The organism is Streptomyces sp. 2131.1, assembly GCF_900105515.1.
Classification (GTDB): domain Bacteria; phylum Actinomycetota; class Actinomycetes; order Streptomycetales; family Streptomycetaceae; genus Streptomyces; species Streptomyces drozdowiczii.
Genome location: NZ_FNSY01000001.1, coordinates 174,288 through 187,807, shown reverse-complemented (window position 1 = coordinate 187,807; position 13,520 = coordinate 174,288). Strand labels below are relative to the sequence as shown.

The 13,520-nt window shown below is 72.2% G+C and carries 14 protein-coding genes; 10 read left to right on the top strand and 4 right to left on the bottom strand.

From position 1 onward, the window contains the following. Nucleotides 1-23: 23 nt before the first annotated feature. Entirely contained in the window at nucleotides 24-1,184 is a 1,161-nt protein-coding gene (locus BLW14_RS01005; RefSeq protein WP_177153872.1) for an SDR family oxidoreductase, read from the bottom strand. A gap of 664 nt (nucleotides 1,185-1,848) precedes the next feature. Here BLW14_RS01005 and BLW14_RS01000 point away from each other — a divergent pair. The 4 genes from BLW14_RS01000 (at nucleotide 1,849) to BLW14_RS00985 (ending at nucleotide 5,388) form a co-directional block, all read left to right on the top strand. Further along, nucleotides 1,849-3,228, top strand: a complete 1,380-nt coding sequence (locus BLW14_RS01000; RefSeq protein WP_107468435.1) for a wax ester/triacylglycerol synthase domain-containing protein — start codon at nucleotides 1,849-1,851, stop codon at nucleotides 3,226-3,228. A gap of 112 nt (nucleotides 3,229-3,340) precedes the next feature. After that, nucleotides 3,341-3,955, top strand: a complete 615-nt coding sequence (locus BLW14_RS00995; protein ID WP_093703334.1) for an ATP-binding cassette domain-containing protein — start codon at nucleotides 3,341-3,343, stop codon at nucleotides 3,953-3,955. Then, nucleotides 3,952-4,773 carry a hypothetical protein gene (locus BLW14_RS00990; protein WP_093703332.1) on the top strand — a complete coding sequence of 274 codons (822 nt, stop codon included), beginning with the start codon at nucleotides 3,952-3,954 and terminating at the stop codon, nucleotides 4,771-4,773. Before BLW14_RS00995 ends, BLW14_RS00990 begins: the two co-directional genes overlap by 4 nt. Nucleotides 4,774-4,866: 93 nt before the next feature. Next, nucleotides 4,867-5,388 (top strand): hypothetical protein, encoded by a 522-nt coding sequence (locus tag BLW14_RS00985; protein WP_093710606.1) that lies wholly within the window; start codon nucleotides 4,867-4,869, stop codon nucleotides 5,386-5,388. Between the two features lie 66 nt (nucleotides 5,389-5,454). On the opposite strand, the gene BLW14_RS00980 is transcribed toward BLW14_RS00985, so the two are convergent. Beyond that, nucleotides 5,455-5,865: an STAS domain-containing protein gene (locus tag BLW14_RS00980; RefSeq protein WP_093703330.1), complete on the bottom strand. Its 411-nt coding sequence runs from the start codon at nucleotides 5,863-5,865 to the stop codon at nucleotides 5,455-5,457. A 94-nt stretch (nucleotides 5,866-5,959) separates the two neighbouring features. On the opposite strand from BLW14_RS00980, the gene BLW14_RS00975 reads away from it, so the two are divergent. From BLW14_RS00975 to BLW14_RS00960, 4 genes are all read left to right on the top strand, one after another. Continuing rightward, nucleotides 5,960-6,292 (top strand): helix-turn-helix transcriptional regulator, encoded by a 333-nt coding sequence (locus tag BLW14_RS00975; RefSeq protein ID WP_093703328.1) that lies wholly within the window; start codon nucleotides 5,960-5,962, stop codon nucleotides 6,290-6,292. Between the two features lie 169 nt (nucleotides 6,293-6,461). After that, nucleotides 6,462-8,126, top strand: a complete 1,665-nt coding sequence (locus tag BLW14_RS00970; protein WP_371128038.1) for a SpoIIE family protein phosphatase — start codon at nucleotides 6,462-6,464, stop codon at nucleotides 8,124-8,126. Beyond that, entirely contained in the window at nucleotides 8,123-9,190 is a 1,068-nt protein-coding gene (locus BLW14_RS00965; RefSeq protein WP_093703326.1) for a cobalamin B12-binding domain-containing protein, read from the top strand. The genes BLW14_RS00970 and BLW14_RS00965 overlap by 4 nt, the downstream gene beginning before the upstream one ends. Then, on the top strand, nucleotides 9,187-9,561 hold the full coding sequence (locus BLW14_RS00960; RefSeq protein ID WP_093703324.1) for an STAS domain-containing protein: 375 nt from the start codon (nucleotides 9,187-9,189) through the stop codon (nucleotides 9,559-9,561). Before BLW14_RS00965 ends, BLW14_RS00960 begins: the two co-directional genes overlap by 4 nt. Nucleotides 9,562-9,588: 27 nt before the next feature. Here the strand turns inward: BLW14_RS00960 and BLW14_RS00955 are convergent, their stop codons facing one another. Beyond that, the gene (locus BLW14_RS00955; protein WP_256332629.1) at nucleotides 9,589-10,023 is read right to left on the bottom strand and encodes an ATP-binding protein; all 435 of its coding nucleotides are present in this window, start codon (nucleotides 10,021-10,023) and stop codon (nucleotides 9,589-9,591) included. 34 nt (nucleotides 10,024-10,057) lie between these two features. After that, nucleotides 10,058-10,411, bottom strand: a complete 354-nt coding sequence (locus BLW14_RS00950) for an STAS domain-containing protein (RefSeq protein ID WP_093703322.1) — start codon at nucleotides 10,409-10,411, stop codon at nucleotides 10,058-10,060. 210 nt (nucleotides 10,412-10,621) lie between these two features. Between BLW14_RS00950 and lanL the strand changes: the two genes are divergently transcribed. After that, nucleotides 10,622-13,276, top strand: coding sequence for a class IV lanthionine synthetase LanL (gene lanL, locus BLW14_RS00945; protein ID WP_093703320.1), 2,655 nt, complete (start codon nucleotides 10,622-10,624; stop codon nucleotides 13,274-13,276). A 46-nt stretch (nucleotides 13,277-13,322) separates the two neighbouring features. Continuing rightward, nucleotides 13,323-13,484, top strand: coding sequence for a VenA family class IV lanthipeptide (locus BLW14_RS34385; protein WP_165946278.1), 162 nt, complete (start codon nucleotides 13,323-13,325; stop codon nucleotides 13,482-13,484). The last annotated feature ends 36 nt before the right edge of the window (nucleotides 13,485-13,520 follow it).

Sequence of the window (13,520 nt, the reverse complement as noted above, 5' to 3'; positions counted from 1 at the left end):
TGGGGGAGGGGAAGAACGGGCGGTCAGACGCAGTGGATGGTCGGCGAAAGGTCCGCGAACGGGCCCGGCGGGCCCGGCAAGGTCCACGGGCGCGCGGCCAGGCCGGCCCAGAGGTAGTCGGCGCTCAGCGGGGCGGACGCGGCGGAGGGGCCCAGCCGGGCCCGGACCCGGGTGTCGTCGAACCGCCGCCGGTGCGCGAGGTAGGCCGTCATCCCCGGGTAGAAGTCGAGCAGGGACTCCAGCGCCGAGGGGGTATCCGGTCCGGCGTCCACCAGCTCGATCGAGACCGGGACCAGCCGCTCCAGCACCTCCACGACCGTTGCCACCGGCACATCGCGGTCGTGCACGACGTGGTACGTGTCGACGCCGCCCGAGGGAGTCCGGTCGGCCAGCCGCACCATGACCTCGGCCGCGTGCTCCACCTGGAGGAGGTTCAGCCGCCCGTGCGCGTGCCCCACCATCCGGACACGGGGCCGGGATTCCGGGTCCTCGGCCCGCAGCGCGGTGGCGGTGGTGTGCCGTGCGTCACGCAGAATCCGTTCGGCGACCTGCAAGGGGTGCGACGGCAGTTCGGGGTGCGGCGGCAGGTCGGTGACCAGGATGCCCGGTCGCAGCACCAGGACCGGCCGGCCGTGCTCCTTCGACCAGGCGTGCACCAGCAACTCCGCCTCGTACTTCGAGCGTTCGTAGGCGTTCTCGAAGCCGTACGCGTCATCCAGCTCGTCCTCGTACGCCACCCCCTCGCGCCGGGCCCCGGCCACGAACGCGGTGCTCACGTGGTGCACCCGGGGTCGCAGCCGCCCCGCCGCGGCCAGCTCCAGGACGTGCCGTGTCCCTTCGACGTTGGTCCGGCGCAGCTCGGGGAGGTCCCCTTCCAGGTTGATGCTCCCGGCGCTGTGCCAGAGCATGCCGATGCGGTCGGCCAGTTCCTGGAACGCCTGCCGGGACAACCCCAGCCGGGGCCGCGCGAGGTCCGTCTCCACCACTCGTAACCGGGCGGGGAGGGAGGCGGTGAACGCCGTTGAGGCGCCGGTCAGTTCGAAGAAGCGGGTGATGCGATGCAGAGCGTCGCCGGACCCCGCGTGTGTCAGCACCGTCACCGACCGGTGGTCTTCGAGCAGACGACGCAGCAGGCGCAGTCCGAGGAATCCGGTGGCGCCGGTGAGGGCTACGTGCACGGCCATGGCTCCAAGGGCTTCGTACGGGACAGCCGCGCCTCGCCACGCAGGACAGGGGGCGGGACGCCGCCGGTGTGACGACGCGCATGCGGGACGCGCCGTGCCGACGGTGCGGTCGCATCCCGGGCGGCTCGCCGTCGTGCCGGTCCGATACCGCACCGACATTCCGAATCCCCGTCCCTGCCGGGCACGTTGACCTTCGGCGCACGGCACACCCTGTCAGACGGCGAGTGAAGCGGAAGACCTCGATCCGCGCTGCTCACCCGAACGAATTACGCCGGCGATCATGGGCCGCGTACGCCAGTACGGAGGTGGCAAGCCGCCCGTTCAGCACGCACGAAGTGGGACTTCGTGGCGCCCGTGGGGATACGGGCACGTGACTCATCCCTCCTTCGAGGGATTTCCCGGACCGGCCCGAAGCCGGGCGCCGCACCCACCGGTGGTGGGAGCGCGGACGCTGCGATGCGGGCACGGCAAGGGAGTTCGGGGGCGGGAGCCGCGCGAAGGGGAGGCCGGGTGCGGTGGATCCGACAGGGCCGGAGGGGGCCGGCGGCTCCGGACACGGTCCGGCCGGTGGCCATCCTGAAAGGCGCGGAGCCGCCGTGTGCCGCCGCATGCCTTGTCACGCCCCGCCAGCTCCCAGGCCCGTCACGCATTGGAGTCGCCACTCATGTCCGCTTCCGGTCGGTCCACCCCGTCGGCGGAGTCAGCGCCGCCGACCACGTCCGTCCCGTCCGCCCTGCCCGGGGACCACCCCCGCAAGGCGGCGGTCCGGCCCGGGCCGGACCACCTCCCCGTCCACCCCGTGGACCGGGCCTTCCTGAACATGGAGCGCGCACGCCCGGACGTCCGCTGGGACGCCGGAGGCATCGCGTACCTGAGCGGTCCGCCCCCCGCCCTCGCGGACCTCCGCGCTTACTTCGGCCACCACCTGCGCGCGCTGCCCCTCATGACGAGCCGTGTCGAGGGCGGCCGGCGACCGCGATGGCAGCCGGACGACGGCTTCGACGTGGACCGGCACGTGCACGAGGCCGTCGCCGACGGACCCGACGGCTGGGACGCCGCCCTGCGCACCGCGCTCAACGCCCCCTTCGCACCCGGCACCTTCTGGGGGGCCTGGCTGGTCCACGGTCACGACCCCGACGCGTACGCCCTCTGCTACCGCTTCCACCACGCCTGCCAGGACGGTGCGGCGGCGGCCATGACCTTCCGGGCCGTGCTCGGCGAGGGTGAGCCCTCCGGCCGGCCGGTGCCCGGCCCGGGCCGCCGGGCCGCGGTGCCCCGGCGTGCGGCGGCCGCGGTCGGCATGGCCGCCAGGTTCGCCGCCGGCACGATCGCCGTACGCGGCCACCGCCCCGTCGCCGCATACGTACCGACCGGGGAGCGGCGGCTGTACCGGGGGCGCGTGCTGTCGGACACCCTGCGGACGATCGGTGCGGCCCGGGACGGCTCGGCGCACGACGCGCACCTCGCGGCGCTCGCGGGCGCGTTGGCGTCCTGGGCCGAGGAGTCGGAGGTGCCGCTGCCACGGGTGACGGCCGTACTCCCGGTCGACGCACGACGCCCCGACGAGGAACAGACCTGGGGGAACCGCTGCTTCGCCCTGCCGCTGGAACTGCCCGTGCGACTCGCCCCCGCGCCCTCCGACGTGCCCTCGGACAGCGACGCCGTCCGGCGGCTGGACCATGTGACGGCGGCGACCCGGAAGCTGCGCGGCGCCGCACGGAGGCGGACGATCGTGGACCTGGTGCGCCACATGCCCGCCAGGCCCACCGAGTGGTACATGCGCCGGGTGCTCTCCCCGCGCGTCACCAACGTCATGACCACCTCGATGCCGCTCGCCGACCGGGGCAACCTCGGCGAGACCCTGGTGACGGGCACCGCCCTGCTGCCACTGCTCGTCCCCGGCCACCTCTTCGCGGTCGCGCTCTCGTTCTTCGGCGAGTGGGCGGAGGTGTCCGTCGTCGTCGACAGCGGTCTGCCGCTGGGCGAGCGGCTGCCCGAACTGTGGGAGCGGGCCGTGGCGGAACTGGAGCAGGCGGCGCCGTGACGAGCCGGCATCCCGAAGACGGCCGGCGGCCTGCCCCGCCCCGTACCCACCAACCACGAAGGACCGGCGGCCTGCCCCGGCCCGGACCCACCAACCACGAGGGAGCAGCGCGATGGACGTCACGGATGTGCACCACTCCTACCGGCGGCACAGGGTCCTCCGGGGCGTCGGCCTCCAGCTGCGACCCGGCACGCTCGCCGGGATCGTCGGGGAGAACGGGGCCGGCAAGTCCACCCTGCTCAAGATCCTCGCCGGTGAACTCGCCCCGGAACGGGGGACGGTCCGGCACAGCGGCCGACTCGGCTACTGCCCCCAGGCCGTCGTGCTCGACGACTCGTTCACCGTCCGCCAGCACCTCGACTTCTTCCGGCACGCATTCGGCCTGCCGGACCTGCGGCGGGCCTTCGATGTGATGGAGATCCTGTCCTTCACCGAGTACCTCGACCACCGTGCGGGGCTGCTCAGCGGAGGTTCGAGGCAGAAACTGAACCTGACGCTGGCGCTCATGCACGACCCCGACGTCCTCCTGCTGGACGAGCCCTACCAAGGGTTCGACTGGGAGACCTATCTGCGGTTCTGGGAGCTGGCGACGAGCCTGCGCGACGCCGGACGCTCGGTGCTGGTCGTCTCGCACCTCGCGTACGACATCGACCGGCTCGACGCGCTGTGGCGGCTCGACGGCGGACGCCTGCACCTGAACGACGCGCGTACGGAGGCGACGGCTTGAAGAGGCACTGGTCCCTCTTCGTCACGGCGTCCCGCTACGCCCTGATCGGCCACGCCCGCAACCGGTTCGCGATGCTGCTGGTGGTCGTGTACATCCCCGTCTGGATCGGCCTGGCCTACGTGGCCATTCCCAGCCGTCCGGCACCCTTCCGGCTGCGGGCCACCGGCGAGATCCTGTCCCCGCCCGGCAACCACCTCACCCAGATCACCGGAGCTCTCAACGCGGTCACCCTGATCGCCGGCTTCATGATGTTCGCCGCAACCTTCACCGGAGGCGCCTTCGACCGGCGCCTGGCCATGGCGGGATACCCCCGGTACCACCTCGTCCTCGCCAAGCTCTCCGCGCTGACGCTGGTCTGCACGGCCGTCGCCGCGTACGCCACGGCTGCTGCCGGCTTCGCCTGGGCCCCGCGGCAGCCCCTGATGCTGGCCGCCGGGCTGTTCCTCGCCGCCCTGACCTACGGGGCGCTCGGCGTGGTCTTCGGGTCCGTGCTCCGCCGCGAGGTGGAGGGGATGTTCGCCATCCTGATGATCAGCATTCTCGACGTGGCCCTGCAGAACCCGCTCTCCAGCTCGGGATCGGACAGCCCGGTCGTCCGCTTCCTGCCGACGTACGGGGCCGTACAGGCCAGCATGTCCGCCGCCTTCTCCGACGCGCCGGTTGGGGAGGGGCTCGCGATCCAGCTCCTCTGGCTCACCGGCGCCGCGTGCGCCGGACTGCTGGTCTTCCGCAGGCGCACCCGTGACGCGCTGCCTGCCCGGGGGAGGGGCGGTGTGCCGACGCCCACCCGTCCGCCGGACGCGGCACGACAGCCGTGACCTCCGAATGCCGGTGATCGTTCTGCAGCCGTCGGGCGCTCGGACGGCGCCGCGACGACACCCCCTCGTGCAAGGAGCACCACCCCCATGACCCTGTCCCTGTCGCGTACCGCCGGGAGCACCGTATTCGCCGCGGCCGTCCTGACCGTCTCCGCGCTGGCCGCCCCTTCCCCGGCGCAGGCGGCGTCCTTTCCTCCCGCGTGTCAGGAGGCGCTGCTGGAGACCTTCGACAAGTTCCCCGTCGTCGACTTCACGGTCCCGGACAAGGCCAAGAACACGATGCTCGCCGAGGTCCTCGGCCTGAGCGAGGCCGACCAGCAGGCGTTCACCGAGAAGGCCTGCGCGGCCTGGAACAACTGGGCGACAGCCAACGGCCAGGCCGTCGCCACGGACCTGGACACGCGCTACCGCAACGCGGCGGGGCCGGTGTGCAACAAGTTCGCGAAGTCGTCCCTCGCGACGATCAAGAAGTACGCCCCGAACGTGCCCGCCGAGACGCGAGACCTGGAGAAGCTGGCCAAGAGGATCTGGACGGACTCCATGGCGAAGCTGGCCGCCGACGCCACCAATGCCGACTGCCGGACCGCGTACAACACGGCGAAGGCCGGCTGGTAACGCGAACACAGGGCCGTGACGCGGCCCCGCCCCGCAACCCACGGGACGGAGCCGCGTCCCCGGTCGTCAGCAGGCGGCCGCTTCCTCGACCGTCGCGCGTACGTACAGCACCGCGTCCAGACCGGTGATCTCCAGCAGGCGCTGGAGCTGGGGCTTCGGGGCGGCCAGGCGCACGGCGCCCGCCCGGTGGGTCAGGATCAGCAGGTTCAGGAGCGACGAATCCGCGAAAGTGATCCCCGAGGTGTCCAGGACCACCTTCGGGTGGCGCCGGACCGCGGTGGTCAGCGCCCCTTCCAACCGCGAGATCGACTCCAGGTCGCAGGAGCCATGGGCCGCGACCACCCAGACGCCGTGCCGTTCGTACTCCACCACCATGGCCTGCGCGGGCCCTGGCCCGGCGGCGTGGGGCGCCGGGTGCACGCTGCTTGCTCCGACGCCGCTCATGCGTGCAGCCGCGACGGCTTCCCCGTACGACACCCGAGCCTCCTGTGACTTTCACCCTGTCAGCGATTACACGAAAAGTATGTCATGTAGTTGAGGTCGGGCAAGCATGCGCGCTTAGATGGGAGACATGCCTGGAGTAGTCGAATCCCACACGGGATGGACGTTCATCACCAACCACGCGCGCGTACTGGCGACCATCGCCGAGGACCCGAGCGTCCGGATACGAGACATCGCCGCGCGCTGCCGGCTCACGGAGCGTGCGGTCCAGAGGATCATCGCCGACCTCGAACAGGGCGGGTACCTCTCTCACACCCGGGAGGGCCGCGCGAACACGTACCGCATCGAACCGGACAGGGTGCTGCGTCACCCGGCGGAAGCCGGCCTCTCTGTCGCCTCGCTGCTCACCCTCCTCGTGCAGGACGAAACGGACCGCGGCAGGGACCGAGTGAAGGCCCCGTGAGGGTTCTGCGTCCGGCAAGTGGCAGAGCGGTGGCGATATCACGCTCCGTCACCGCGGCGAGGGCGGCTGATTGCCAGCGGGGGTGGCACTGCGTGATAGTTGCCGGAAGGCAAATACTTCTCCGTCCAGTTGGAAGGTGGTGCCGCTCGCCGCAGGCGGGCGCCCCCTCATGGCTCCTCCCCCAGGAATTCCCGTCACGAGAACCGGCGAACGCCAGGCGTCCGGCGTATGGTCCACGGCCCCGCACCCGGTGCTCGAAAGCGCCGCGGGCGGCGTGCTGACCGAGGTGAACCCAGCCGCTTCCCGGCTCCTGCGCGGCGCGCGCCCCGGGGTCAGGCTGGCCGACGCCGCCCCGGCCTGGCTCGCCCGGGCGGACCAGGATCTGCGCGACCGTATCGTGAACGGGTCCGGGGACACCGACGGCGGTGCGTCGGGGTGGATCGGTGCCCGGAGTTTCGAGGCACACCCGAGCCGGAGCGGAAACGGGAACGTGGTGTGGTGGCTCGTCGAGGACACCGACCGCAGACGCGCCGAAGAAGCTCTCGCCACCGAACGCGAACGGACCGCATTCCTCACGGAGGCGTCCCATGTGCTGCTCTCCTCGTTGAACACCGACCGGTGCGTGAGCGCCACGGCCCGGCTCGCCTCCGAATACCTCGCCGAGGCGGCCGTCGTCGTCTCCCCCGCGAGGGGCGGCAAGCTGCCCCTCGCCCACGCGGTCGGCGGCCAGGACGTCGTCCGCAGCCTCGTCGCGGCCGACCCGTCCCAGCTGCCCGGCCTGGACGAAGCCCTCCAGGGGTTCCCGCCGGTCGCCTCACGGTGGATCGACCCCGCCGCCCTGCCCGCGTGGATGATCCCCGAGGGCTACACCGGAACGATCACATCGGTCGTCATCACGCCGCTCCCCGGCCAGGGAGTCCCGGCGGGCGCTCTGGTCCTGCTGCGCAGCGGCGGCCAGTTCACGGAGAACGAGCAGATCTTCGCCCGGCTCTTCGCCGCACGGGCCGGTGCCGCCCTGTCCGCCGCCCATCTGTACGCGGAGCAGAGCGCCATCACACACACCCTCATGCAGGACCTGCTCCCGCCCCGGCTGCACCGCGTCAACGGAGTCGAGTTCGCGGGCGGATACCGGCCCGCCGCGGCCCAGGAACGCGTCGGCGGGGACTTCTTCGACGTCCACCACGCAGGCAGCGACGGGGACGACTCCTCGCTGGTGGTCCTGGGAGACGTGTGCGGCAAGGGGCTGGAGGCGGCCGTGCTCACCGGCAAGATCCGCAACACCCTCCAGGCCCTCGTCCCGATGGCGGACGACCACCAGCGGATGCTGGGGCTCCTCAACGGGGCGCTCCTCAACTCCCACCACACCCGCTTCGCGACCATGGTCCTGGCGTCGGTCCGGCGGACGGACCACGTGGTGCGTCTGCGGCTCACCTCCGCCGGGCACCCCGTGCCGCTGGTGGTGCGGGCGGACGGCCGCGTCGACGAGGTCGGGACCCACGGCACCCTCATCGGCGCCCTCCCCGACATCGAGTCCCGGACCGCCGAGACGGTTCTGCGCCCCGGCGAGACATGCCTGCTCTACACCGACGGGTTCACCGAGGCCCGGGGCGGCCCGCTCGGCGACGAGATGTTCGGCGAGGAGCGGCTGAAGCGGGCACTGTCGGAATGCGCCGACATGCCCGCGGAGGCCGTGGTCGAACGCATCCAGATGCTCGCCGCCCAATGGGTGCGCGGTGGAGGCCACGACGACATGGCAGTGGTCGCGATCACCGCTCCCCGGACGAACCACCTCAGCGCGGTGGACGGGCACACGCGAGGCAGGTACACCGCATGACGGCCGTCACACAGCTGCGCGACCGGCTCCTGACCGCCGCTGCCCTGGAACGCGACGAATTCGCGGCCGCCGGACTCGTCACCGGCGTCCTCGACGAGGGCATGCCCGCGGAAACGGTCCTCCTCGACCTCATCGCACCGGTGCAGGCGCGGGTGGGCGCGGAGTGGGCCGCCAACCGCCTCACCGTCGCCCAGGAGCACGCCGCCAGCGCCATCGTCGAGCGGGTGATCACCACGCTCGCCCACCATCCGGCCGCCCGCACGAAGCCCACCCTCGGCAGGGTCACCGTGGCCTGCGTAGAGCAGGAATGGCACTCGCTGCCCGCCCGGCTCCTGGCCGAGGTCCTCACTCTGCGCGGCTGGAAGGTCGACTTCCTCGGAGCCCAGGTGCCCACCCCGCACCTCGTCTCGCACCTCCACCACACGGGCGCGGACGTCGTCGCCCTCTCTTCGTCCATCCCGACCCGCCTCCCCGTGGCCCACGCGGCGATCACCGCCTGCCAGTCCGTCGGGGTGCCCGTCCTCGTGGGAGGGTCGGCCTTCGGCCCCGACGGCCGCTTCGCGCGCATGCTCGGCACGAACGCGTGGGCGCCTGACGCGCGCGGCGCCGCCGAGCAGCTGGCCGCGGGACTGGCCCCGCCCACGCCGGCCGACGTACGGCAGCAGGTCGACGACCTGCCGCACCTGCTCGACCAGGAGTACACCCTGGTCTCGCGTGCACAGGGGCGACTCGTCAAGCAGGTCCTGGCGAAGCTCGCAGACACGTTCCCGGCCATGGCCGCGTACACCGCCGTGCAGCGCGAGCGCACCGCGGAGGACATCGCGCACATCGTCGAGTTCCTGTCCGTGGCGATCTACACCGACGACGACGAGCTGTTCACCACCTTCATGACCTGGACCGCGGACATCCTCTCGGCCCGCCGCGTTCCCGCCCGTTCCCTGCCGCCCGTCCTGGACATCCTGATGACCGAACTCAAGGACTTCCCCCGGGCCCTGCGGTCCCTGGGACGGGCGCGGACCCTCCTGGCCGAAGCCGTCGCAGCACACCCGGGAGCCCACGCATGAGCGCCCCGTCCCTGTTCCTGACCGTCGAATCGGAGGGCGGGGCCGTGTGCCTGCGCCTCGCGGGCGTTCTCGACTACGACACCAGTGACGAGCTCGCCGCACGGGCCGACGCCTGCATCGAGCAGGGCCCGCGCGCCGGCGAGCTGCACCTGGACTGCGAGAAGCTCCGGCTCTGCGACTCCACGGGGCTCTCCGCACTGCTGATGATCCACCGCCGCACCACGGCCCGGGGGATCACGCTCTTCCTCGACAACCCGCCGCCCTTCATGGAGCGCATGCTGAGCGTCACGGGCACCCGGCACCTCTTCGCACCGGAGAGTGGGAAGGCGCGGCAGAGCTGCCCCGACGAGGTACGCGAGACGACCGACTGAGCCGCTGGGGGCCAGGTGTCCGGGGCCCTAGGGGTGTGTGGGCAGGGCCATCAGCACCGTGATGTGCTTGCCGCCCGGGTGGTAGCTGATGGACACCCGGCTGGCCAGCAGGCGCACCAGCGGCCAGCCGTATCCGCCGATCCTCGGTGCGTCGGCCCGCACCTCCGGCGCCACACCCGGGGACTCGGCGGGACTCTCCGTGCTCGCGTCGCCGACGACGATGCGCAGGCCCTCACCGGTGACCTCGGTCTCGAACGCGGTGAGGCGGCCACCGTGCCGGAACGCGTTCGTCACCAGCTCCGACGTGACCAGCAGCATGTCGTCGACCACGTGGGCGGGCCACTCGGCGACAACGCCGCCGAAGCGAGCCGCCAGCAGATCGGACACGATGCTTCGCGCGGCGGCGGCGTTATGCGGGACGGCCGAGAGCCGTTCCGCCTCCCCTCCGGCTTCTATCGACACCCGGACACCCCCGTACCCCCGTGGTCCGGCGCGCTCAGCAACTGAGCGCCGCTTCGGCGTCGTCCGCGAACCGGAACGCACCCGAGGTGCCGGTGACCTCGAAGAGCCTGCGGACACCCGAGTCCAGTGGACCGGCCAGGACGAGCGGCACCCCCGCCTTCGCGTGTTCCCGCTGACCGCCCAGCAGGGAGTGCAGCGCCGCGGAGTCGGCGAAAGTCACCCCGGACAGATCGACCACCGTGCGCACAGCGGCGTCCGCCACGGCCGAGGTCAGCGCGGCCGACAACTCGCTGCTGCCCGACCACCCGTCGAGACTGCCCCGGACCCGGATCACCACCACATTGTCGGCCGTTCTCTCCGAACCGACCGATCGTTCATCTTCCGCCATGCGTCACATCTTCCTACGTCCCCCTGCCGGGCCGTTGTCCAGGGCCTCTTCACGCGTGCGCCTCCCCTCGCGCCGGGCGGCGCCGGACCAGGGGAAAGCAATCCCCGCACGCTCGCTGGAGCAGGTGATTCCGCCTCGGGCGCGTTCCGCGCTCACGTGTCATGGGCAATTTCCGATCAGCGGTCCTCACCGTTGAGAGGGACACCCCACATGACGAGCAACGCCACCGAAGTCGACCTCGAAAGCCTTCTCCGCCGAGCCCTGGAAGCCACCCGCACGGCCGCCCTCTGGACGACCGGAACCGACGAGACATGGTGCCGCGTGGCCCCACGCTCGGGTGCCCGCCGCGACCAGGGCTGGAAGCTGCACCTGTCGGCAACGGCCGCCTCCGCGCCGACGGTCCTCGTACGAGCCCTGGACGTACTGCTGCCGGAGACGTCGGCGTTCAAGTTCGCCCGCTCGCTCGACCGGGTCAGCACCCTCAACACCCGTGCCACACCCCGGGGAAGCTCCGGAAAATTCCTCACCGTCTACCCGCGCTCCGACGCCGACGCCGTCCGGCTCGCCCAGGACCTGCACACGGCGACGGCAGGCCTCGCGGGCCCTCGCATCCTCTCCGACCAGCCCTACGCACCGCACAGCCTGGTGCACTACCGCTACGGTGCCTTCGTCGCCCGGCAGCGGCTGTCGGACCAGGGCCTGCTGATCTGGTACATCGAGGACCCCGACGGCAACCCCGTGGAGGACGAGCGCACCGGCCGCTACGCACCGCCCTCCTGGGCCGTCTGCCCCTTCCCGGACACCGTGCCGCTCCCGCCGCCCGAGGCGGAGGCGGCCGGCGGCCCGGTCCTGCTCGGCGGCCGCTTCGCGGTACGGGAGGCGATCCGGCACACCAACAAGGGCGGCGTCTACCGGGGCACCGACACGGACACCGGCGCCCCCGTGGTCATCAAGGAGACCCGGCCCCACGTCGAGGGCGACGCCACCGGCCGCGACGTGCGGGACTGGCTGCGCGCCGAGGCCCGGATGCTGGAGAAGCTGGAGGGCACGGGGCTCGCCCCGGAAGCCCTGGCCCTCTTCGAGCACGGCCGACACCTCTTCCTGGCCCAGAGCGAGGTCCCCGGCGTCAGCCTCCGCACCTGGGTCGCCGAACGCTTCCGCGACCTCGGCGGCGAGCCGTACCGCCGCGAGGCGATGGCCATGGTCGCCCGGCTCGTCGACCTCGTCACGGCCGCCCACGCCCACGGCTGCGTCCTGCGCGACTTCACCCCCGGCAACGTCATGGTCCGCCCCGACGGCGAACTGCGCCTCATCGACCTGGAACTCGCCGCCGACGCGTCGGGCCCCTGTATGCCCACCCGGGTCGGCACCCCCGGGTTCAGCGCCCCCGAACGCCTCACGGACGCACCCGTGTCCGTGACGGCCGACTACTACAGCCTCGGCGCCACCACGTGCTTCGTCCTCGCCGGAAAGGTGCCGAACCTCCTGCCCGAGGAACCCGCCACCAGAACCGACGAGGAACGGCTCGCCGCCTGGCTGAGTGCCTGCACCGGGTACGCGAAGCCCCCGCACGGCCTCGCGGACATGATCACCGGGCTGATGAAGGACGAGCCCGCCGCACGCTGGGACACCCGCCGGGCGCGCGAAGCACTCCGCAGACCGGACGGGGGCGGGATCGCGCGGACGGCCCCGGCACGGGACGAGGACCTGGACGACACCGTCGCCGGACTCGTCGACCACCTCGTCGACTCGATGACCCCGGCGGACGACCGGCGCCTGTGGCCGGTGTCCACAGCGGCGGGGGAGACCAACCCCTGCACCGTGCAGCAGGGCGCGGCGGGCCCCCTCGCCGTACTCACGCGGTACTTCGAACTGACCGCCGACCCGCGCCTGCCCGGCCTGCTCTCGGCGGCGGGCCACTGGATCGCGGACCGCACCCACCCCCGGTCCACCCGCCCCGGCCTGCACTTCGGGGACCTCGGAACCGCCTGGGCGCTGTACGAGGCCGGAAGAGCCATCGACGACCAGGCCCTCGTCGACCACGCGCTCGAGCTGGCCCTGACCCCGCAGGAGCCCACGCTCCACCACGACATCACCCACGGCACCGCCGGCAGCGGCATGGCCGCCCTCCACCTGTGGCACCGCACCGGCGACCCACGCCTCGCCGAACGCGCCGTCGACGCGGCCGACCGGCTGGCGTCCGCCGCACGGCGCGACCCGTCGGCGGTGAGCTGGCCGGTGCCCGCGGAAGTCCTTTCCGGCGAGGCCGGCAAACGCTACCTGGGCTTCGCACACGGCTCCGCCGGCATCGGCTGCTTCCTCCTGTGCAGCGCGGTCGCCTCCGGACGCCAGGACCACCTGCGGCTCGCGGTCGAGGTCGGCGAACACCTCCTGCACAGCGCCGTACGCGTCGGAGAGACGGCCCAGTGGCCCGCCCAGGCAGAGGACGAACCCACCGCCCCCTACTGGTGCCACGGCGCGGCGGGGATCGGCACCTTCCTCGTACGGCTCTGGCAGGTCACCGGCGACGGCAGATTTCTCGAACAGGCCCACCGTGGCGCCCTCGCCGTCACCGAACGCGCCTCACGCGCGCCGCTCTCCCAATGCCACGGACTCGCAGGCAACGGCGACTTCCTGCTCGACATGAGTGCCGCGACCGGGGACGCCACCTACCGCGTGATGGCGCACGACATGGGCCGCCTCGCCCGTACCGAAGGAGCCCGCCGCCACCGGCACGTGGTCTTCCCCAACGAGTACGGCGACGTCTCGACCAGCTGGAGCGACGGGTCGGCCGGGATCCTGGCCTTCCTCCTGCGGCTCCGGCACACAGACCCCCGGCACTGGCTCGCCCAACTGCCGGGCTGAGCGGCGGAAACCCCGCCGCCCAACCACAAAGAAGAAGGAGAGAACCATGGAAATCCAGACCCAGGACCTCGAACTCCTCGCCCACCTCCACGCCCTTCCCGAGACCGACCCCGTCGGCGCCGAAGGGGCGGCGTTCTCCGCCACGTGCGAGTGCATCGGCCTGCTGACGGTCCTCAACACGGTCTGCATCGGCATCAGCTGCGCCTAGGACCGGCATAGCGTCCGGCCGGCGGCTGTCCCGGGA